20 protein-coding genes are annotated in these 21,735 nt (G+C 51.2%); 14 read left to right on the top strand and 6 right to left on the bottom strand.

Translation table 11 applies throughout. The features are described from left to right. From ugpE to P1U71_RS05385, 3 genes are all read left to right on the top strand, one after another. The coding region (ugpE, locus tag P1U71_RS05395) for a sn-glycerol-3-phosphate ABC transporter permease UgpE (protein ID WP_301104532.1) at positions 1-752 on the top strand (752 nt) is incomplete at its 5' end. 17 nt (positions 753-769) lie between these two features. Further along, a complete protein-coding gene (locus P1U71_RS05390) occupies positions 770-1,855 on the top strand; it encodes a sn-glycerol-3-phosphate import ATP-binding protein UgpC (protein WP_301104531.1) in 1,086 nt (361 codons plus the stop codon). A gap of 134 nt (positions 1,856-1,989) precedes the next feature. Further along, positions 1,990-2,781 (top strand): SDR family NAD(P)-dependent oxidoreductase, encoded by a 792-nt coding sequence (locus P1U71_RS05385; protein ID WP_301104530.1) that lies wholly within the window; start codon positions 1,990-1,992, stop codon positions 2,779-2,781. On the opposite strand, the gene P1U71_RS05380 is transcribed toward P1U71_RS05385, so the two are convergent. From P1U71_RS05380 to P1U71_RS05370, 3 genes are all read right to left on the bottom strand, one after another. Next, positions 2,778-4,235: a deoxyribodipyrimidine photo-lyase gene (locus P1U71_RS05380; protein WP_301104529.1), complete on the bottom strand. Its 1,458-nt coding sequence runs from the start codon at positions 4,233-4,235 to the stop codon at positions 2,778-2,780. The two genes, P1U71_RS05385 and P1U71_RS05380, sit on opposite strands and share 4 nt — an antisense overlap. Before the next feature lie 102 nt (positions 4,236-4,337). Next, the gene (locus tag P1U71_RS05375; protein ID WP_301104528.1) at positions 4,338-5,393 is read right to left on the bottom strand and encodes a glycosyltransferase family 1 protein; all 1,056 of its coding nucleotides are present in this window, start codon (positions 5,391-5,393) and stop codon (positions 4,338-4,340) included. Continuing rightward, positions 5,321-6,178 carry a UDP-2,3-diacylglucosamine diphosphatase gene (locus P1U71_RS05370; protein WP_301104527.1) on the bottom strand — a complete coding sequence of 286 codons (858 nt, stop codon included), beginning with the start codon at positions 6,176-6,178 and terminating at the stop codon, positions 5,321-5,323. The genes P1U71_RS05375 and P1U71_RS05370 overlap by 73 nt, the downstream gene beginning before the upstream one ends. 144 nt (positions 6,179-6,322) lie before the next feature. Here P1U71_RS05370 and P1U71_RS05365 point away from each other — a divergent pair, with 144 nt between their 5' ends. After that, positions 6,323-7,216, top strand: coding sequence for a diacylglycerol kinase family protein (locus P1U71_RS05365; protein WP_301104526.1), 894 nt, complete (start codon positions 6,323-6,325; stop codon positions 7,214-7,216). On the opposite strand, the gene P1U71_RS05360 is transcribed toward P1U71_RS05365, so the two are convergent. Then, positions 7,213-8,805 (bottom strand): hypothetical protein, encoded by a 1,593-nt coding sequence (locus P1U71_RS05360; protein ID WP_301104525.1) that lies wholly within the window; start codon positions 8,803-8,805, stop codon positions 7,213-7,215. The two genes, P1U71_RS05365 and P1U71_RS05360, sit on opposite strands and share 4 nt — an antisense overlap. A 239-nt stretch (positions 8,806-9,044) precedes the next feature. On the opposite strand from P1U71_RS05360, the gene P1U71_RS05355 reads away from it, so the two are divergent. Beyond that, positions 9,045-10,481 carry a UbiA family prenyltransferase gene (locus P1U71_RS05355; RefSeq protein WP_367281127.1) on the top strand — a complete coding sequence of 479 codons (1,437 nt, stop codon included), beginning with the start codon at positions 9,045-9,047 and terminating at the stop codon, positions 10,479-10,481. Positions 10,482-10,529: 48 nt separating this feature from the next. Then, positions 10,530-10,904, top strand: a complete 375-nt coding sequence (locus tag P1U71_RS05350; protein ID WP_301104524.1) for a multidrug efflux SMR transporter — start codon at positions 10,530-10,532, stop codon at positions 10,902-10,904. An 87-nt stretch (positions 10,905-10,991) separates the two neighbouring features. Here the strand turns inward: P1U71_RS05350 and P1U71_RS05345 are convergent, their stop codons facing one another. Next, complete coding sequence (locus P1U71_RS05345; RefSeq protein ID WP_301104523.1) at positions 10,992-12,086, bottom strand: PLP-dependent cysteine synthase family protein; 1,095 nt, start codon at positions 12,084-12,086, stop codon at positions 10,992-10,994. 494 nt (positions 12,087-12,580) lie between these two features. On the opposite strand from P1U71_RS05345, the gene P1U71_RS05340 reads away from it, so the two are divergent. The 6 genes from P1U71_RS05340 (at position 12,581) to P1U71_RS05315 (ending at position 19,237) form a co-directional block, all read left to right on the top strand. Beyond that, positions 12,581-13,474 carry a branched-chain amino acid ABC transporter permease gene (locus tag P1U71_RS05340; protein ID WP_367281131.1) on the top strand — a complete coding sequence of 298 codons (894 nt, stop codon included), beginning with the start codon at positions 12,581-12,583 and terminating at the stop codon, positions 13,472-13,474. A 2-nt stretch (positions 13,475-13,476) separates the two neighbouring features. Beyond that, positions 13,477-14,586 (top strand): branched-chain amino acid ABC transporter permease, encoded by a 1,110-nt coding sequence (locus P1U71_RS05335; protein ID WP_301104521.1) that lies wholly within the window; start codon positions 13,477-13,479, stop codon positions 14,584-14,586. Beyond that, positions 14,583-15,341, top strand: coding sequence for an ABC transporter ATP-binding protein (locus tag P1U71_RS05330; RefSeq protein ID WP_301104520.1), 759 nt, complete (start codon positions 14,583-14,585; stop codon positions 15,339-15,341). The genes P1U71_RS05335 and P1U71_RS05330 overlap by 4 nt, the downstream gene beginning before the upstream one ends. A gap of 1 nt (position 15,342) precedes the next feature. Beyond that, positions 15,343-16,116, top strand: coding sequence for an ABC transporter ATP-binding protein (locus tag P1U71_RS05325; RefSeq protein ID WP_301104519.1), 774 nt, complete (start codon positions 15,343-15,345; stop codon positions 16,114-16,116). 24 nt (positions 16,117-16,140) lie between these two features. Next, on the top strand, positions 16,141-17,973 hold the full coding sequence (locus P1U71_RS05320; protein WP_301104518.1) for a long-chain fatty acid--CoA ligase: 1,833 nt from the start codon (positions 16,141-16,143) through the stop codon (positions 17,971-17,973). Positions 17,974-18,043: 70 nt separating this feature from the next. Next, complete coding sequence (locus tag P1U71_RS05315; RefSeq protein ID WP_301104517.1) at positions 18,044-19,237, top strand: ABC transporter substrate-binding protein; 1,194 nt, start codon at positions 18,044-18,046, stop codon at positions 19,235-19,237. Between the two features lie 58 nt (positions 19,238-19,295). Here P1U71_RS05315 and P1U71_RS05310 read toward each other — a convergent pair whose 3' ends face one another. Next, positions 19,296-20,222 (bottom strand): aminotransferase class IV, encoded by a 927-nt coding sequence (locus P1U71_RS05310; protein WP_301104516.1) that lies wholly within the window; start codon positions 20,220-20,222, stop codon positions 19,296-19,298. 238 nt (positions 20,223-20,460) lie between these two features. Here P1U71_RS05310 and P1U71_RS05305 point away from each other — a divergent pair, with 238 nt between their 5' ends. Together P1U71_RS05305 and P1U71_RS05300 are read left to right on the top strand one after the other, a co-directional pair. Further along, positions 20,461-21,000, top strand: coding sequence for a sigma-70 family RNA polymerase sigma factor (locus tag P1U71_RS05305; RefSeq protein ID WP_301104515.1), 540 nt, complete (start codon positions 20,461-20,463; stop codon positions 20,998-21,000). After that, entirely contained in the window at positions 20,997-21,719 is a 723-nt protein-coding gene (locus P1U71_RS05300) for an anti-sigma factor (protein WP_301104514.1), read from the top strand. The genes P1U71_RS05305 and P1U71_RS05300 overlap by 4 nt, the downstream gene beginning before the upstream one ends. The last annotated feature ends 16 nt before the right edge of the window (positions 21,720-21,735 follow it).

Here is a 21,735-nt window from a genome sequence, read left to right as displayed (position 1 = left end):
CCGCAAGCCATCCTGAAATCCGGATGACGCAAGTCCCCTTACCTATGTTGCCGGGCGGGCAGTTTTTTGAAAATCTTGACATTGCCCTGAACCGGGGGATGAGCGGAATGGACGGCAATGGTGTCGGTTATATGATGCTGAACAGCCTGATTATGGCGATGATGATTGCCGTTGGCAAAATTGCAATTTCCTTGCTTTCAGCTTTCGCCATTGTCTATTTCCGTTTTCCGTTCCGGATGTTCTTCTTCTGGATGATTTTTGTGACCCTGATGTTGCCGGTGGAGGTCCGGATCCTGCCGACATATGAAGTCGTCGCCAATCTCGGGATGCTGGATAGCTATTGGGGACTATCCATTCCATTGATCGCGTCCGCGACAGCAACCTTCATGTTCCGGCAAGTTTTCCTCACTATTCCCGATGAGATGCTGGAGGCGGCCCGTATCGACGGCGCTGGCCCCATGCGCTTCTTCTGGGACATTCTGATCCCCATGTCCCGCACCAACATAGCGGCACTTTTTGTCATCTTGTTTATCTATGGCTGGAACCAGTATCTCTGGCCGTTGCTGATCACATCCGAGCCCGAAATGTTCACGGTCGTGATGGGGATCAAGCAGATGCTGGAGGCGGCGGAACAGGCACCGCAATGGAACGTCATCATGATGACGGCGTTGCTCGCAATGTTGCCGCCGGTCTGTGTGGTTATTTTCATGCAAAGTCTCTTCGTCAAGGGGCTGACGGAAACCGAAAAATAAGTTGGGAAAGTTAGACGATGGCAAGGGTAGTTCTAGAGGGTATTCGCAAAACCTATCCAAATGGTTTCAAGGCGATCCATGGCGTCGATGTAGAGGTCGAGGATGGAGAATTCCTGGTTCTCGTCGGGCCGTCAGGCTGCGGTAAGTCGACATTGCTCCGGATGATCGCCGGGCTGGAATCGATTACGGAAGGGCGGCTCAGCATTGGCGATCGCGACGTCAATAACCTGGAGCCGTCGGAGCGGAACATCGCCATGGTGTTCCAGAACTATGCCCTCTATCCGCATATGAGCGTCTATAAGAATATGGCTTATGGCCTTAAAATCATGGGCTTGCCGAAGGCCGAGATTGAGACGCGGGTCAAGAAGGCCGCCGCCATTCTGGAACTCACGGACGAGCAGTTGACACGCAAGCCACGGCAATTGAGTGGGGGGCAGCGTCAGCGTGTTGCCATGGGGCGTGCCATCGTCCGCGAACCGAGTGTATTTCTATTCGATGAGCCGCTTTCCAATCTGGATGCGAAACTTCGGGTTCAGATGCGTCTTGAGATCAAGACGCTTCAGGCTAACCTCGGGATTACCAGTGTCTATGTGACCCATGATCAGGTTGAAGCCATGACGCTTGGCCACCGTTTGATGGTGCTGAATGCAGGCAATGTCGAGCAACTTGGTACCCCGATTGAGCTTTATCAGCGTCCGGCCTCTCTTTTCGTGGCGGGGTTTATTGGCTCTCCGTCGATGAATTTTACAGAAGCCAGGATCGATGCGGAAGGGAAGACGGTCACTATCTCCGGTCAGGAGGCACTGCCGCTCGGGAGTGGTGGTATGGCTGAACAAGGCGGGAAAGAGGTTATCCTTGGTATTCGTCCCGAACATCTGGAACTGGTTGCGGGCGCGCCGGACGCCGTGCCCATGACAGTGACGATGGTGGAGCAGCTTGGTGCGGATACTCTGGTGCATGGCCATTTCGGCGAAAGCCGGTCCGATCTGACAGTTCGGCTGGACGGTATCCGCAATATCAAGGGGGGTGAAGTGCTGCCAATTCGCGTGACACCGGACCATCTTCATCTGTTCGATCCCAAGACCGAACGGCGGCTCTCATAATCTCTGCTAACTAAATTTTATCGTCGGGACAAACTGTGGCGATTTGGATATGCTGTTCGCGGGAAAAGGAGCGAAATCTCTAGCGTAAACCCGGGATCGCTCCTGCGCATTGATCTAAATAAGGAAGAAAAACGATGGCAGGGATAGCATCAGACGGAAATAATATAGGCGCGCTCAGGGATTTGACTGGCAAGGTTGCCTGGGTCACGGGCGCCGGTACAGGCATAGGCCAGGCGGGCGCGGTCTGCCTTGCGCGCGCCGGCATGGAGGTCGTGTTGTCCGGTCGCCGCAAAGAAAAGCTCAAAGAGACTGAGGAAATGATCCGCGCCGTCGGGAAGGAGCCCGTGATCGAGGAGCTGGATGTAGCAGACGCCGATCAGGTTGCCGCAGTTGTTGATCGGATTGAGAAGCGATTTTCCCGCCTTGATATTGCTGTGCTGAGTGCAGGCATAAATGTCAAAAAACGAAGTTGGAGCGAGGTTGATACAGACGGATGGGATTCAGTCGTCGATATAGACCTTAATGGTGCTTTCTATTGCTGTAAGGCCGTTTTACCGATCATGCGCCGTCAGAAAGAGGGACTGATCGTAAATGTGTCGTCCTGGGCGGGAGTGCGGGTATCGAAAATGACTGGACCCGCCTATACGGCCGCGAAACATGGCATGGTCGCCATGAGCGAGAGCATCAATATGGAAGAGGCGGTTAACGGCATTCGTGCTTGTGCTCTTTGCCCTGGAGAGGTGGCGACGCCGATCCTAGATAACCGGCCCGTCAAGGTAACGGATGATGAAAAATCGGTCATGCTGCAAGGCGAGGATTTGGGGGAAACAATCCTGTTCCTGGCGCAGCTTGATAAGCGGGTCTGTGTCAATCAGTTGGTGATCAGCCCGACGGCAAACCGGATGTATACGGCGGGAATAACCTAAGAAGACTGTCTTGTCTTCATATCCGAATAGGCATTCAGCGCGCGTTGGCGTGACATTTTAAGATCAACAAGCGGTTCGGGATAGGTCTTGCCGAGAGTTATCCCCGCCACGCTTAATATCTCCTGCGGGGCGTCCCATGGATTAAACAGCCATTTGTCGGGCAGACAGGCAAGTTCAGGAACATATTTTCGTGTGTACTCTCCTTTTGAGTCGAACCGCAAGCCTTGGGTGGTGGGATTGAAGATGCGGAAGTAGGGGGCGGCATCGGCACCGCAGCCCGCAACCCACTGCCAGCTTGCGCTGTTGTTCGCGAGGTCAGCGTCAACCAAACAGTCCCAGAACCAGCGCGCACCCTCTCGCCAGTCGATCATCAGGTTTTTCACAAGGAAGGAAGCCGCAACCATGCGCACCCGGTTATGCATGAAACCGGTCTGCCATAGCTCCCGCATTCCCGCGTCGACAATGGGTATGCCGGTTTGGCCGCGCTGCCACGCCTTTAGCGCCGCCGTATCCTTACGCCATGAAAAGGCATCGAATTTTGGCTGCAGGTTCTTATCAGGCAGATCAGGTATGTGACACAAAAGATTGTAGGAAAACTCTCGCCAGGCAACCTCCATACGGAATTGATCTGCATCTTCTTCGTTTTCGATCATGTGCTCACGGAAGGCAAGCGCATGCCAAATCTGATGCGGTGATATTTCGCCAAAGCGAAGATGCGGGGAAAGGTAGGAACTGTTTTCACTCGCCGGAAAGTTCCGGCCCTGATTATATCCATTAATACCATTGTCGAGGAAATGGTTCAGTTTGTCCTGCGCGTGCCGCTCGCCCGGGGCCCAATCCGGCTCACTCTTGATCTCCCAGTTTGTCGGCTGAAGGTCGAGATCGGAAATGGAATGGGCGTCCTTTAACATATCGAACGTCGCAAACTTGATTTTCTCAGGTGCTTTGATTGGTTTATGGGGCTCTTTGCTGTTGAGGCAGCCTTTGCGATAGAAGGGCGTAAAAACGCGATAGGGCGTGCCATCTGGTTTCAGGGCTTCCCAAGGCTCCCACAACAAAGAACCGTTTCGGGAAATGACCTCCACGCCGGATTCTTTTAACCCTGCCAGTATTTTTTTATCCCGCAGGATACGCCATGGCTCGTAGCACCGGTTCCAAGTAACGGTCTTTGCGCCTGTCTCTTGCACAAGTTTTTGGAGGATTTGGACTGCATCACCTCGAAAGATTCGGAGTTTTCCGCTTAGACTTTTGTTCAGCGCGATCAGGGAATGGTGAAGCCACCAACGGCTTGCGCCTCCTATCCTGTGAGCGTCCGCATTCTCATCGTCCAGAATATAGATCGGGAGCAGCCTGCCAGCCTCAATCGCTGCCATTAGTGCCGGATTGTCAGACAGACGTAAATCCTGCCGAAACCAGTGGATTGAAATTTTGTTTCTGGAAGGGTTCGTTGTCACAATGAGAAAGTCTGCTGCCGACGTAAAAAATTTATTATACCTAGTTACGCTGACATTTTAAATTCGGATCACCTTTCACAGGCTTACTTCACGCCACTTTCTTTACCCGACTTCTTCCGTTTCCTTTAAAGGTTGAGGCTCGAGAATTTCGCTTCTGGCTTCTGTAAAAATTACCAGATTATTCTTGAACTGCGTTGCGCTGGTTGCCCATGAATAGCCCATCGCGTAATCGCGACATGTTGCGGGATCGATATCCAACGCATTGAGTGCCGCAGCCTTTAGATCTTCATCGAGAACACCCACAGGGTGATCCCCGATGACGTCAAGAGGGCCGGTGACGGGATAGGCGGCAACCGGTACACCACAGGCAAGCGCCTCCAGAAGGACGAGGCCGAATGTATCTGTCTTGCTCGGAAAAATAAAAACATCGGCAGCGGCATATATTTCCGCGAGTTCCTCTCCCTCTTTCAGCCCGAGAAAGACAGTTTTCGGGTACTTTTTCTGCAGATCCTTGCGCTGCGGCCCATCGCCAACCACAACTTTGATGCCCGGAAGGTTGAGGCTCAAAAAATCTTCAATGTTTTTCTCGACAGCAACCCGGCCAACATACAGAAAAATGGGGCGCTTATGGTTGAGCGCGTCTTTTCCTCTGGGGTAAAAAAGCTCGGTGTCTATTCCGCGTGTCCATCGCCTGATATGGCGAAATCCGCGCTCTCTAAGGTCTGTTTCCAGACTTGGTGTGGCGACCATGATCGCACGGGATGGCCGATGAAACCAGCGTAACCCGGCATATCCCCATTTGATCGGCAGTCGGATGCGGGCATGCACATACTCGGCAAAGCGCGTATGAAATGCGGTGGTGAAGGGGATATCGTGCTTCAGGCAATAACGCCGGGCCGCAAATCCAAGCGGGCCTTCCGTTGCGATATGGACAGCATCCGGCGGTGTTTGCGTAAAAATCTTGCGAATTTTCCGTGCTGGAAAAAGAGACAAGCGGATTTCAGGATATGTCGGGCAGGGAAGGGAGGTAAAAAGCTCTGGCGTTACCATAATGACTTCATCGCCGAGCCCCGTCAAATAGTCCCTTAAGTTCGAGAGCGTCCGAACAACCCCATTGACTTGAGGATGCCAGGCATCGGTAACGAGGACGAGTCGCATGATTTGTTTCCTTGTATATCGGAGAGGGAAGCAACCGCACCCATCCAGTGAATCAGTTCCAGCCGGCCGTCGAAATGCTCGACCAGGGCCGAGCAGCTTTCCACCCAGTCACCGTCATTGCAGTAGGTGACACCGTTTATCTCGCGGATTTCGGGGTGATGGATATGGCCGCAGATAACGCCGTCGACGCCCCGGTCCTTTGCGACGTCGGCAAGCGCATTTTCAAAATCCGCAATGAATTTAACGGCGTTTTTCACCTTCAGCTTCAGATATGCGGAGAGGGACCAGTAGGAATATCCCAGCCGTTGGCGAATGGCGTTGAGAGTGTCATTGAGTTTGAGGCAGAGGCCATAGCTCCAATCCCCGAGATAGGCGAGCCAGCGGGCGTATTTGACAACTACATCAAATTCATCGCCATGCAGAACCAGAAACTTCCGGCCATCTACGGTCGTGTGGACGATTTCATGCACGACCTGAATGGAGCCGAAATCATGATCGACATAGTTTCGGGCGAATTCGTCATGGTTTCCGGGGATAAAGACGACGCGGGTTCCCTGCCGTGCCTTGCGCAGGATTTTTTGCACCACGTCATTGTGAGCCTGCGGCCAATACCAGCCTTGCTGTAAGCTCCATCCGTCGATAATATCACCGACGAGGTAGAGGTTCTCGCTCTTGGTGCTTCGCAGGAAATCCAGCAGGAAGTTCGCCTTACACCCGGGTGTACCCAAATGTATATCCGATATCCAGATGGATCGATATTCATGGCTTATTGTACGGGCGTCCATTACGCATGACTCTTTTGGGTTGTCATCAAATGGTCATCAAAAGTTTTAAATGACGAAACAATCGTATGGGCAATGTCTACGGGTTTTACGGGTCAGTTTGATGACCGCTTGGTTATGTTTTTGTTGCGATAGAAGGTCAGTCTCATGACTCCAGCGAACAGGCGCCTGGTCATTATTCACAATCCCACCTCCGGAATGCGTAACAAAAGCAGATTTTCAAAGGCGCTTTTGCGGCTCGCCGAGACGGAGTGCGAGGTTGAAATTCTGAAGACCGGCGGCCCCGGGCATGCAACGACGCTAACCAAAGAGCTCATTGCACGGAACGATCCCGATCTTGTTTTGGTTGCCGCGGGCGGAGACGGCACTGTATCGGAGATTTTGAATGGTCTTAAGGGCGGGGAACTTCCTTTGGGCGTTATCCCTCTCGGCACGGCGAATGTACTGGCGCGAGAGCTTGGCGTCGGTGTCTCAATCGATAAAGCGGTGGAGACTTTGGTAAGCGCGGAACCGGTTCTCGTACATACGGCCATTGCAAATGACAAACGATTTATGCTGATGCTGGGGGCGGGTTATGACTCTCTGGCCGTCGCAGCGTTGCGATCGGATCAAAAGAAGCGTTATGGTGCCATCGCTTATGTTTTTGCGGCGGTACGCGCGATATCCGGCTTTCGCAATATGAAACTTGAAATCGACGTGAACGGCACGCGCTATCGCGCGGGGACCGTCATCATCACAAAGGCAAGATACTATGGCGGCCCCTTTATCATCGCTCCCGAAGGGGGAATTGGAAAGCCGCGGCTTGATGTCCTTATTTTCAAGGGATCGGGTATCGTAAATGCCATTCGGTATGGGTCGGCACTGCTTTTAAACCGGATTGACCGTTTGCCTGATATTGAAATGCTGGTGACTGACATGCCGGTTTCGCTGACCTCACCTGCGTCATTTCCCTGCCAATGCGACGGTGACGGAGGGCTTGAGACGCCGGTTAATATTTCACTTGATCCGCAGCCGCTGATGATACTGCGTGCGGCGATTTAGTTGCGGTCAAATCGCTCTATGTAGATATTGCCCCAGGCTTCTTCGCCCACTGAGGTAAAATGCTCGCTAAGGGTCTCTCTTGTAACGTCATCCGGATCGAAAAGATCATACTGACGGGTGACCAGAAAGACGCGATCCTTGCCGACACTCAGGTCTCTGATGACTTGCGCATCTTCCGCGCGAACCCCCGGAACCGCAGGAAAGCCATCAGGATAGAAGTCGGAATACTCTGTGGCCGGATATTTTGCTGGAATACTCTCAATCCGGGCGGCCAATTTGGGATCGGAAACATAGAGGCTGGATGGAAGATAAAGATCATTTGGCATCAGCAGGATAATGTCATTTTCCCGGGTTCGTTCTGCAAGGCCCGCCATAATGTCGTCCCATGGCTCCTTCTCTCCCGCGCGTAAAATGGCAATAAGCCCGAGTATCAGGACCACGACATAGAATATTTTGATCGCATTTCGAAGAAGCCGACTTCCGATAAACTCAATGGTTATGGATAAAAGCATAAAATAGGGAATAAGGCCCGGCAGCAATGTCCGCTCCAGAAAGATATTGGGGCCCAGTATTGAGATAAGGAAAGAGACGACCGGTACAGCGAAGCAGCTTAGCAGGAAGAAACTGGCGAGGGAAAACGCCTTTAGCCGGATAATTTTGTAAAGACCGAATAAGATAAGGGCAAATGACAGAATAGCCGTGGCCAGGCCGAGAGCAAGTCGCCCTGTGTGAATAATTGCGGATGGCCCAAAGGCCGCATCGATGAGCTTGTCGGCATAGCCAAAGCCAAAAATCCGGCGCATGATCTGGATAAAGCTGGTGATCGTGGGCTCGGCGACCCAACTGGAGGCATCCCAATAGACTATCTGCCTTACTATCTGAACGATCAGCGGCGTGGAAAGCGCGAGCACTACGACAGAACAAAACAGTAGCCTGAAGAAAAAATATTTCCTGAATTTTAGCTCAAGGGCCCAGTGCACGGTGAGGGATGCGAATAGAACCGCCGTGAAAATACCGCCCAGATGATGAGACCAGTTAGTGAGGAGAGCGCCAAGGGCAAATATCACCCAATCCTTTATTGTCGCCCTGTCTTCATTCATAAAAATTGAAATCAGTCCGAAAATTGCCAGGGAATAGGCCAAAAACAGGAGAATATAAGGTCTTGCTTCAATCGAATACCAGACAAGAACTGGGCTAAAACAGATCAGGATGCTGTTGAAGAGGGCTGCGTTATTTCCCTCCCTGTGGAGATAGATCGCAGTATTTTTTGTCGAAAAATAGGAAGAAAAAACCAGCAGAAGACTGATAAAAATTGAAAGAGATCGATGCCATAATCCTGTTTCGTCTGTTTCGATCAAGCCCCAAAGCTTGACCAAGCTATAATAGAGCGGCGGATGTGCTTCAACTTCGGGAAGCCAGAACCAGATGTCGTGAAATGATAGCTTTGCAAACCAGGCGGTGTAGCCCTCGTCCAGCCAGTAAGGAAGAGCATTTTCATTGATGATTTTTAGGGACAGCGAAATGAGTATGACGGCCGCAAGAACGGTGTATTGCCATATATATTTCGCTCGATCCTTTTGATTGTACAAATGCTTAGCTCCGTCCATGGCAACGCAAAAATGTCACGTTTTTTAACATTAACTGACTATAAATTGGTTAATGCTGGCCCGCATCTCTGTTTTTTCTAGAATAGAGATAAGGAAATCTAAAATTAAGGTTTATTCGATACATACTGGCTTTCAATTGCGAGTGATATCGTTGCTGAACCAAGGGGGCGTTAAAATTACCCTATTGTTTACGGCAATCTGTATATGAGGGCGAGAATCCGTTGATTGAGAACGTAAAACATATAGTTGTGGACTTGGACGGTACGTTGGTTCGGACGGATTTATTCGTGGAATCATTGCTGCGTTACCTGAAAGGCAATCCGTTTAAGATCTTCCAACTGATCCTCTGGTTGCTGAAGGGGCGTGCGTTTGCCAAGGAAAAGATTGCTCATCTAATCGATATCGATGCTGAATATCTGCCCTATGAAGAGGGTTTGATCGCCTATTTGAAACAGCTCAAATCTCAGGGAAAAGAACTGATCCTCGCGACCGCGACCCATCGAAACTATGCCAATCAGGTGGCGGAACATCTGAGCATTTTCGATAAAGTTATGGCGACGGAAGGCGACTATAACCTTAAGGGAGAAAACAAACTCGCCGCGATCAAGGAATTGATTGGCGATGAAGATTTCGCCTATGCGGGGGACAGCTCTGCGGATGCACCTATCTGGCGGGCGGCGGCGGCGAATATTATGGTCAATGCACCAGCTCAGTATGTTGCCGAGGCCGAAAAGAGCGGGAAGCTCGTCTGGCAAGCAAAATCCGAGGCGTCTACGCTTAAAGCCTTCGTCAAGGAGATGCGCCCGCATCAATATGCCAAGAATGTCCTGATTTTTGTGCCATTGGTGACGTCGCATGAATATTCAGACTTTATGCATCTGATGACGGCATTGTTGGCCTTTGTTTGTTTCAGCTTCTGTGCCTCAGGTGTCTATTTTCTGAATGATCTTCTTGATCTGCAAGAAGACCGTCGGCATCGGAGCAAGAGATACCGGCCGATTGCATCTGGGGCGCTCCCACTCCCCATTGGGGTTGCGGGCGCGCTTGGGTTCCCAATTCTGGCATTCGCCATATCGATTGCATTTCTGCCATTTGCCTTTGTGAGCGTTCTCTTGGTTTATTTTGCCATCACAAACGCTTATTCCTTCCTGCTCAAGCGGATCACGACAGTTGATGTCATGACCCTCGCAATCCTTTATACTTTGCGGGTGGTTGCAGGGGCGGCGGCAACGGGCGTGGATCTTTCTTCCTGGCTGATCGCGTTTTCGGTCTTTATTTTCGTCAGCCTCGCCTTCATGAAGCGCTATATAGAGGTTGCGGCCTTATCTGAAAATGACAACAAGGTTCGTGGTCGCGGATATTCTGCAGACGACCGCGAAACAATGTTTGGCCTTGGCATTACGAATTTCACGGCGGCAGTTGTGATTCTCGCTCTCTATGTAAATAGCCCATTTGTGTTGAACTCATATTCCAGTCCGGAAGTTCTGTGGCTTCTGTGCCTGATTGTTCTGTTTTGGGGAAATCATATCTGGGTCTGCGCGCGCCGGGGGGAAATTCCGGACGACCCGGTTGTTTTTGCAATCAAAGACCGGGCGAGCCAGCTTGTTGGGGTTAGTTTTGTTGTGGTTCTGTTTCTCGCAAAATATGTTGCATTTTGATGTTACCTGCCGCGTCGCATGTGATGTGTAAATAGGAGACTTATAAAAATGTCATTCCTTGTTCTCAGCCTGATCCTGCTGACGGTTTTTGCGTCGGCATGTGCGCAGCTTGTCTTGAAGCTTGGCGTCGCGGATCAGAAAATGCAGGCGGCAATGCAGTCGGGTATTTATGAATCTGCCTTGGCAGCTCTGTTCTCGCCCTTCATCTGGTTTGGGTTAATTATCTACGCACTGAGTGTCGTGCTTTGGCTCTGGGTCCTCTCGAAAGTAGATCTGAGTGTTGCCTACCCCTTTGTCGGCATCGGCTTTGTGGTCACAATGCTGTTCGGGATTTTGCTGTTAAATGAGAATGTCACCCCGATGCGGATTATCGGAACAGTGCTGATCGTTGGCGGATGCGTGCTTGTCGGAAGATCAGCGTAAATTGCAGTAAATGCAAAACTCACTTCGTGACCCGGGAACAAATCAAGTGATCAACGAAATGAGTTTTGCTTTATTTTAATGTCCACGTTACTCCGTCGGCATATGAAAACCTGGCGTCGAGAGGGAAAGGGCGATTTCGTCGTCCGCCATATCTTCAACGATATTTTCAAACAGCGGTGAAGAAAGATAGCGCTCTCCCGTATCGGGCAGCATGCAGAGGATGACTGATCCTAGTGCCGCTTTTTCCGCAACCTTCATGGCAACAGCAAAGGTTGATCCACCCGATATACCGGTGAAAATTCCTTCCTTCTGGGCAAGTTCCTGTGACCATTTAATTCCTTCCGGACCTGCGATCGGAATAAGCTCGTCATAATACCCCTGATCCAGAGACTCCTGAAGAACAAGCGGGATAAAATCCGGGGTCCAACCCTGGATCGGGTGGGGCTCGAAAGATTTATGCCCTTCACTCGGGGAACCGCTTGCATCGCGTTCTTGCGCAACCCCGCTTCCGACAAGCTGGGCATTTGCGGGTTCCGTCAGAATAATCTTGGTCTCTGGCCGTTCTTTCTTGAGGACACGGGATACGCCAGTCATTGTGCCGCCCGTTCCATACCCGCTCACCCAATAATCAAGACGATGCCCCTTGAAATCGGCGAGGATTTCCCGCCCCGTCGTATTTTCATGGATCAACGCATTATCGGTCGTTTCAAACTGACGCGCGAGGAACCAGCCGTTTGCCTCAGCCAGCTCTTTTGCCTTTTGATACATGCCGAAGCCCTTTGCGGCTCGCGGCGTGAGAACTACTTTTGCGCCAAGAAAGCGCATTAGCTTCCGGCGCTCGATCGAAAAGCTGTCCGCCATCGTAACGACGAGGGGGTACCCCTTGGCCGCGCACACCATGGCAAGGCCGATGCCCGTATTGCCGCTGGTGGCCTCGATAACGGTTTGGCCGGGTTTCAAGTCTCCACGCTTTTCCGCCTGCTCGATAATCGAAATTGCAAGCCGGTCCTTAACGGACGCCGCCGGATTAAAGAATTCTGCCTTCACGTATAACTCAATACCTTCAGGCCCAAGGCGGTTGACACGGATGCAGGGCGTATTGCCAATGGTGTCGACGATAGAATTATAAAGTTGCCCTAATCCGTCTGTTGTGCGTGAGTCTCCTTGTGGGTTCTGGTTCATTTTTCACTCCCGATTTATTGTTGCTCGGCCCTGATCGCCCAGCGTTTGAGAAAACTAAAACTGTAAAAAGGCAACCTGACGATAACCATGTTGATGAAACAAATCCAACTCATTCCGTAGATGAAATATATGACGATATTATCGTTGTTGGCATGCGGCGCAACATGCACGTTTCCTAATGTTTGGGTGGGCGGCATCATAGGCAAGGGATTTGCCAATCTCGCGCGCATTAAATTGATGTTTAATAAGTAATAAAATATAGTTACAATGTAATTATAATAGTAAAAAGCATATAATTAATTTTTTTATTGATTTTTTATTAATAAAATAAATTATATTGCAAATGCGAACAAAAAAATACTGCGTTTATTGAAATGTTTTATTGACGCTGGGTAAAACGCTTGCTTATACTTTCGCGACCATCGTATTCGTCCGCTTAAGTAATATGGTGTGAAAAATAACTAAAAAAAATCGGACAATAGTGGGAGGCTATCCTGTTTGAATTTTTTCAGTTGGTTATCGGTGGCGTGTCTATCGGGTGTATCTATGCCCTTGTCGCCCTCGGTTTCGTATTGATTTATAAGGCGACGGAGGTCGTCAACTTTGCGCAAGGCGAGTTGATGATGCTTGGCGCTTTTCTCGCCTATACCTTTATTTCCATTCTCGGGTGGAACTATTGGGTGGGTGCCGCCGCCTCAATTTTCTGCATGTTCGTCATCGGGAACTTTGTGGACCGGATATTTCTTCGTCCGGTACTGGGACAGCCGCAATTTTCAATTGTCATGGTGACCATCGGATTTGGGTATATGGCGCGAAGCGGGGCAGGGATGATTCCCGGCTGGGGGACGGAAACCTACGCGATTTCCACACCATTTTCGAGCGAGGGGATGAGCCTGGTTCCAGAATCGATCGGCTCTCTCGTTATATCGCAAACGGATCTGTCCGTGATTATCGCGACCGTCCTTCTCTGCGCCATCCTGTATGCCTTTTTCACCCATACGCGGCTCGGTATTGCGATGCAGGCATCTTCGCAGAACCAGCTTGCCGCCTATTATATGGGGATACCGGTCAAGGCCGTCTTTTCGATGATTTGGGGCATAAGCGCGGCGGTGGCCGCAGCGGCTGGCATCCTACTTGCGCCGACCACCCTGATTGACACCAGTATGGGCTTTATCGGGTTGAAGGCCTTTCCGGCCGCTGTGCTTGGCGGCTTTGGCTCCATTCCGGGCGCCGTCGTTGGGGGCGTGATCATCGGCATTATTGAAACGCTCGCGGGGTTCTATCTGCCGCCTGGCTTCAAGAACGTGGCCGCATATATTGTGCTGCTCGTTGTGTTGGTTGTCCGGCCGCAAGGGCTGTTCGGTCAGAAGACCGGAAAGAGAGTGTAGTCATGCGGTTTCTTTTTAAAACAGATTATAATCAGGATATCCGGATTGCGAAACATTCAGGATACTATTGGTCTTATGGGTTGTTACTGCTGATTGTGATTGCCGCGCCTTACTTTCTGGAAGGCTATTACATAGGCCAGATGACACAGCTTTTTATTATCGCTATGGCGGGCGTCGGTTTGATGCTCCTTGCGGGTTATACCGGCTTGGTCAGTCTTGGGCATGCGGCGTTTTTCGGTATCGGCGCCTATACGGAGGCTGTGCTCACAAGCAATGGGGTTCCGCTGCCGTTTATGGAAGAACCGGTAATCTTTCCCTTCGTCATTTCCATGCCCCTTGCGGCCATTTTCGCCGCGCTGGCGGGTGTGGTAATTGGCATCCCGGTTCTGCGCCTGACAGGAATTTACCTGGCCATTGCGACATTTGCCTTTGCCTTGGTAATTGAAGAGATCCTCTCTCGCTGGGAGAGTGTGACCAACGGCTACACGGGCCTATTGGTGGAATCTCTCTATGTCGGGGATACGGAACTTACGGACGGCGCGCCTTTTTATTTTCTGAGCCTCGGCTTGCTGGTCCTTGTTATATTGATATCGATCAACCTTCTGCGGTCTCCAACGGGGCGGGCAATGATGGCCATCCGCGATTCAGAGGTTTCCGCGCAAAGCATGGGCGTCAATCTGGCGCGGGTGAAAACCACTGCTTTTGCGCTAAGTGCCGGGATCACGGGCCTTGCCGGGGCCTTGTTTGCACATAAGCTGGGGTTCCTCTCCCCGGAAAGTTTTACGGTGTTCCAGTCTCTGGAGCTGCTGGTGCTGGTTGTCGTTGGCGGCATCGGGTCACTTCATGGGGCAATATTTGGCGCGATATTCGTGCTGGCCCTGCCGCAAGGGCTGGCCATTCTGAAGGACTATCTGCCAACAGCTATCGCCGAGACACCGGGAATGGAGCCTTTTATTTTCGGCTTGATCCTGGTGCTGGTCATTATTTTTGAACCCTATGGCATTTATGGTCGCTGGTTGAAGATAAAGCATTATTTCCAGATGTTTCCTGTCTACAAGAAGGCCACCTTCAAGCGCCAGAAAGCCTATATGAAGTCGGAACGATTGAAATGAGTTTTTTCAAAGCGGAAAATCTGGCGATTAATTTCGGCGGCGTTAAGGCGGTCGACGGAGTCAATTTTGAGATTAACAAGGGCGAATGTTTTACCATTATCGGCCCGAACGGCGCCGGTAAGACAACGATCTTTAACCTTATCAGCCGGATATATGACTCGACCGAAGGCAAGATGACGTTCGACGGCCAGGATATAACAAAAGTACCGCCTCACGCTATTGCGAGCCTCGGTATTGCGCGAACTTTTCAGAACATTGAACTGTTTGAGCATGCGACGGTATTGCAAAATTTGCTGGTCGGGCGTCATTGCCATTCAAGGACCGGTTTATTCTCCGAACTGGCTTTCACGCCCTCGGTTCGAAGAGCCGAGTTTGCGCATCGAGAAAAGGTGGAAGAGGTTATCGATTTCCTTGACTTGCAGCATTACCGGGAAAGTTTGATCACGAACCTGCCCTATGGTGTGCGTAAGGTGGTCGAGCTTGGTCGCGCGCTTTGTACCGAGCCGAAACTGATATTGCTTGATGAACCTTCTTCCGGCCTCAATGTCGAGGAAACCCAGGATATGTCGTTCTGGATCGACGATATCAAAAAGGATCTCGGGATTACGGTGCTGATGGTCGAGCATGACATGGGCTTGGTGTCGGAAGTTTCTGATCAGGTTCTGGTGCTGAACTACGGACGGATGTTGGCCTTCGGCTCTCCTCAAGAGGTGCAGAACGATCCGGAAGTCATCAAGGCCTATCTGGGAGAGTAAAATGAGTGATGCGATCCTGAAAGTCCGCAATATTGAAACATACTACGGCCCGATCATGGCCATTCGCGGCATTTCGATTGACGTGCGAGAAGGGCAGATTGCAACGGTTCTGGGGGCAAACGGTGCCGGAAAAACCACGATACTCAAAACCGTCAGCGGTATTATGGACCCGCAAAAAGGTATTGTGGAGTTCGACGGGAAGGAAATCCAGAAACGCGATCCCGACTGGGTGATGCGCCAGGGGATCAGCCATGTTCCAGAAGGGCGGGAAGTATTCCCGTTTCTATCGGTTCATGACAATCTGATGATGGGGGCATACATTCGAAAAGATCGGGACGCGATTGCTCAGGATGTTGAGTTGGTTCACAGCTATTTCCCGATTTTAAAAGAACGGGCGGAACAGCCGGCGGGGCAGCTTTCAGGCGGTGAACAGCAGATGCTCTCGATCAGCCGGGCACTAATGGCACGGCCCAAGCTGATGCTGCTCGATGAACCGAGCCTTGGCCTGAGCCCGCGGTTGGTGAAGGAAATTTTCACGATCATCAAACGGCTGAATGTGGAGCAGGGCATGACGATGCTGCTGGTCGAGCAGAACGCCAACATCGCGCTACATACGGCGGATTTCGGCTATGTCCTCGAAGTGGGTCGTATCATGATGGAGGATACGACTGAAAATCTTCTGCAAAAAGAGGATATTCGGGAGTTCTATCTTGGCATTCAGGATCACGGCGTTCGCGGTAAACGCCGTTGGAAAAAACGTAAAACCTGGCGATAGGAAAGTCTGAAGCTGGAGGGAAATATGAACGCAATGAGTTACCCGCCAACGGTCATTGATGGCACGACGACAACCTGCCAGCTTTTCTGGAAGCGCGTTAAGCAACATGACAAGAAAATTGCGATGCGTGAAAAGGATTTCGGCATCTGGCAAACAGTTACGTGGTCCGAGTATGGCGAAAAAGCGCGCGCTTGCGGGCTGGGCCTGGTGGCGCTCGGCCTTAAGCGAGGCGAGACAGTCTCGATATTGAGCGACAATAACCCCGAATGGCTCTACATGGATATGGGCATCCTGTGTGTCGGGGGGGTCAGCAACGGAGTCTATACGACGGATAGCGCGAAACAGGTGGAGTATCTCTGTCTGGATTCCCGGACGCGGATTTTCGTTGCTGAGAATGAAGAGCAGCTTGATAAAATCCTGGAGGTGCGCGAACGACTACCTGATCTTCTAAAAATCATCGTTCTCGATATGGAGGGGCTGCGTGATTTCAAGGATGATATGGTCATCAGCATTGATGAGTTGTATCAAATTGGAGAGGATTATCATAAGCAACACTCCGATTTTTGGGATGAGCAGATTGCTCTTTCCAAACCCGATGATTTGGCAATTCTGATATACACTTCCGGCACGACGGGCCCGCCCAAGGGCGCAATGATCTCGCACCGGAACCTGATGTTCCAGATATCCAACCTGACGCCGATCATTAACTTCGGCCCCGAGGACGAGCAGCTCTCCTTTCTTCCGTTGTGCCATGTGGCCGAGCGTTCCTTTAGCGTCTTCCTGCCGCTCTTTGCGGGGTCTGTGATTAATTTCGTTGAGGGGCCGGACACAGTGCCGGAAAATATCCGGGAAGTCTCGCCGACCGTATTCTTCGCCGTGCCGCGTATCTGGGAAAAATTTTACTCGGCGATAACATTGCAGCTGAAGGAAGCGACAGGACTGCAGCAGCTTGCCTATAAACTGGCAATCGGGGCAGGCTACAGAATAGCGGATCGGAAGCTGAACGGAGAAACACCGAATAAACTGGAAGAACTTACTTTCTGGCTGGCAGACCATTTGGTGCTCAAGAACGTGAAGCGTCTTTTGGGACTTGATCGCGCGCATTACCTTGGTTCCGGCGCCGCGCCGATTTCACCTGACCTCATCAAATGGTACTGGGCGCTGGGCCTCAGCATGTATGAGGTTTATGGGCAGACGGAAAATACCGGCGTTGCGACGACCAATCTTCCTGATCAATACAAGCTCGGTACGGTGGGGGTTGCGGCGCCAGAGACGGAAGTGCGTATCTCCGATGAAGGAGAGATACTCCTTAAAGGACCACATGTCTTTCTTGGTTATCTAAATCAGCCGGAAAAGACCGCAGAAACGGTGACGGACGGCTGGTTGCATACCGGTGATGTCGGGTATGTGGATAACAATGGATTTGTGAAAATTACCGACCGAATGAAAGATATCATCATTACGGCCGGGGGGAAGAACATCACACCGTCAGAAATCGAAAATCAACTAAAATTCAGTCCCTATATCTCGGACGCGGTTGTCATCGGTGACAAGCGGAAATACCTCAGTTGTCTGATTATGATCGATCACGAGAATGTAGAGAAATACGCGCAAGACCTCGACGTCCCTTTCACGAACTTTCAGAGCCTTTGCAAAACCAGCGAGGTGCTGGACCTGATCCGCGAGGAAGTTGAAAAGGTGAACAAGAATTTTGCGCAGGTTGAGACAGTAAAGGAATTCAGGTTAATTGAGGAGGTTCTCACGGCGGAGGATGATGAGTTGACGCCGACCATGAAACTGAAGCGCTCATTCGTAAACCAGAAATACAAAGGGTTGATCGATACGATGTACGCTTGAGCAGTAATTTCGATAAATTAGAATAATAGAGTATAATGTCGCTATCAGGGAATAATTTGGGAGAATAACCATGAAACGTAGAAGCTTTTTGAATATCTCGTTGGGGGCTGTCGCGACAATCGCAACAGTATTTATCGGATCGGCTGGAACAGCCTTGGCCGATCAGGGAATTTCTGACGATAAAATTGTCCTTGGATCGCATCAACCGCTGTCCGGTCCGGTTGCTCTTTGGGGAGTGCCAGTGACTAACGGAATGCGGATGGCTGTCGAGGAAACTAATGCCAATGGCGGTGTCAATGGCCGGATGATCGAGTTGATCGTTGAAGATTCAGCTTATCAGCAGAACAAGGCTGCCCAGGCCGGGGATAAGCTGCTCAAGAAGGACAAGGTTTTCGCGCTTGTCGGTGCTCTTGGAACTCCGCCGAATATGGTAACCATGCCCCGCGCCCTTAAAATGGGGGTCATGAATGTTTTTCCGGTTACGGCCGCGAATGAGATGTTCCTGCCATACCATAAGCTTAAATTTGGCGGCTTTACACCCTATAGCGACCAGATGCAGGCTGCCGTGAAATATTTTGTTGATAATAAGGGTGTCAAAAAAATCGGCGTACTGTACCAGGACGATGACTTTGGTAAAAATGTACTTCACGGTTGTGAAGATCAGGCCAAGGACATGGGTCTTACGGACGTTGTAAAAACCAACTTCAAGCGCGGGTCCAAGGACTTTTCGTCACAGGTTGCCCAACTAAAGTCTGAAGGGGTTGAACTGGTCTGCCTTGGCACGATCATCGGTGAGACCATCGGTAGCATGGCGACAGCCAAGAAAATTGGTTACGACCCGATCTTTGTTGTCAGTTCAGCGGGTTATGTTCCTGAGAATGTAACGCTGGCGAAGGGCCTGACAGAAGGTCTATATGGTACGGGGCAATCCCCCATCCCTTATTACGAGGACGCAACGCCAGAAGTGAAGGCATGGATGGATGACTATAAGGCGCGCTTCGGTGACGACGCGGTTTTGCAGTCGATTGCCGGTTATGACGCAATGCATGTTTTTATCATGGCACTTGAAAAGGCTGGCCCGGATCTGACCGCCGAGAAAGTCGCTGAGGCTATTGAGAGCATTCAGGACTATCAGAATATATTTGGTGGCGCTCCCTACAGCTTCTCGGCTGAGGATCATCTAGGTCCGGACGCGCGTAATAGTGCCAGCCTTTATCAGGTTGTTGGCGACAAGTGGCAAAAAGTCAGCGCGATCAGTTATTAATACCGCGTAGTGGGAGGTGAAAAGCCCGGCTTTCGAGCCGGGTTTTTTATTGCCGGAATTATGGTTGCGTGTTCTGGGCGACAAGCTCCCGATAAAGGCTTTGAAGTCGGGCGGTCATGGGCCCGGTGCCGTCGTGAGGTCCGATCTTTTTTCCATCAATCCGCGCGACAGGTGTCTGGGCGCCGAACGTGCCGGTCAGGAATGCCTCTTCGGCGCCATATGCCTCGACAAGAGAATAGTTCTTCTGAAAAACCGGAATATTGTTCGCTTTGCAAAGGTCTATAACCTTCTGACGGGTCACGCCGTTCATGCAATAGTCGCCGGTAGAAGTCCAGACCTCCCCCTTTCGGACGATGAAGAAGTTGCAGGCGTTTGTGGTATTGACGAAACCATGCGGGTCCAGCATCAGGCCTTCGTCCGCCCCGGCCTGCTCTGCTTGCAGGCAGGCGATGACGCAGTTCAGCTTGGAATGTGAGTTATATTTTGCATCCTGCGACATAGGCAGGCCGCGCACTTGCGGCACGGTTGCAAGTGAAATGCCCTTGGCTTGAAGATGCGCTGCAGGTTTTGAATGCTCCATAATGATCACGATTGTCGGGCCGGATTTTGAAAGGTTAGGGTGCTGAAACGGCTTGGATTTAACGCCGCGTGTGATCATCAGGCGGCAATGAACGTCATGGGTCATTCCGTTGGCTTCAGCCGTCTGGGTGAGGGCGTCGAGAACGCCTTGCCGGTCCATACCGATATTCAACGAAACCGCTTTGCAGCTGTCGAACAACCTGTCCATATGTTCATCGAAGAATGCCCATTTGCCTTGGTAAAGGCGCATTCCTTCCCACATCCCGTCGCCCAGCATGAAGCCGGAATCATAGACCGATATCTTCGCTTCTGCCCGAGGAACAATTTCACCATTCACATAGATCATGATGTCCCGGTTTCGAATATCCTCTTCTGCATCGTGAGTGCTTATTTCGCTGTCGTCCATCTTGTCCACCTTGAATAATTTAGCGCCAGAGCAATATTCTGCCCGACCGCTATACTTTACTGATCTTGCGGCAAGGGTGAACGGGAAATAAAGATGTGATCTAAAAAAAAGGATAAAGAGAGTTCCTACATCCGCCGCAATCGTGAAAAGGGTTTCTTTGAAAAACGAGTGACAATTTGAGGGACCTTCCCTACTGTCGTGGGATGAGAAGTAAAGCACTTCAGGATAGCGTGTACCCGTGACCGCAAATGATATTTCATTATTGATCAGCCGTGTTGCGCTCGGGAACCGGGAAGCCTTTACTGATCTTTATTCCGCCACAAGCTCGAAACTTTTTGCGGTCTGCCTTCGTATCTTAAATAATCGGGCGGAAGCGGAAGATGCTTTGCAAGAGATTTACGTCAAGATATGGCGGGATGCGTCGAAATATGCGCCGAGTGATTTCAGTCCGATGTCCTGGTTGATTGCCATTGCACGCAATCACTCAATTGACAAAATAAGAGCAAGCAAGCCTGCCGCGGTTGATATTGATGAAATGACGGATTTATCAGATGAGGCGGCAGATCCGGAAAAAGAGGCAATAGCCTCCTCCGACCGGCGCGGAATTGATCGCTGCTTGAACGAGTTGCCGGACACGCGGGCTGCAGCAATACGTGGTGCCTATCTTGAGGGTTACAGCTATCAGGAACTGGCAGAGCAACAGAATATTCCATTGAACACAATACGGACATGGCTGCGCCGTGGCCTGTTGAAACTGAAAGAGTGTCTCGAAAGATGACAACTGAGGACGACATAAAGGAGCCTGACGACATACTCGCCGCCGAGTATGTGCTGGGTGTCCTGCCACATGCGGAACGGGTAGCCTTTGCGGCACGCCTTTCCAGTGAGGCGTCGTTGCGGGCTCGCGTTCAGTTCTGGGAGGGGCATTTTGCGGAACTCGAAGATGAGTTCGCACCGGTTTCCCCGCCATCTCGTGTGTTTTCCGGCATAGAAGCTGAAATTTTTGCATCGGGTGCCAGGTCATCCGCACCAACTTCTGGCTGGTGGGGCAGCGTTGGTTTCTGGCGTGGTTTGAGCGCAATTTCACTTGTTGCGCTCGTCATCCTTGCCGGACTTTATAGCGGCATCATAGCCGGACCGGGTGGATCAGGGCCTATTGTCGCGCCAGTCTTCGTTGCCGAGCTTTCCGGCGAAAGCGATGAAGTGGAACTGGTCACTCTCTATGATGCGCGGAGCGGTATTCTGAAGGTTAGTCGGGTCAAGGGCGCCCCTGCCGCCGGGCGATCTTTCGAGCTTTGGTTGATCGAGGGCGGCAATGACCCCGTCTCCCTCGGCCTGGTGCCGACAGGCGACCGTGGTGAAGTTACTGTGCCTGAAGCTTTGCGTGATAAGTTCTCCGAGGCGATTATCGCAATCAGTGATGAGCCCGAAGGCGGATCGCCGACCGGAAAGGCAACCGGGCCGGTACTTGCAGCCGGCAAGGCGATAGAAATTTAAATTTTTTTCCGAATAC

It is taken from the genome of Sneathiella sp., from assembly GCF_029233945.1.
Classification (GTDB): domain Bacteria; phylum Pseudomonadota; class Alphaproteobacteria; order Sneathiellales; family Sneathiellaceae; genus Sneathiella.
The sequence above is the reverse complement of the archived record's forward strand: the minus strand, read 5'-3'. Positions and strand labels throughout refer to the sequence as shown.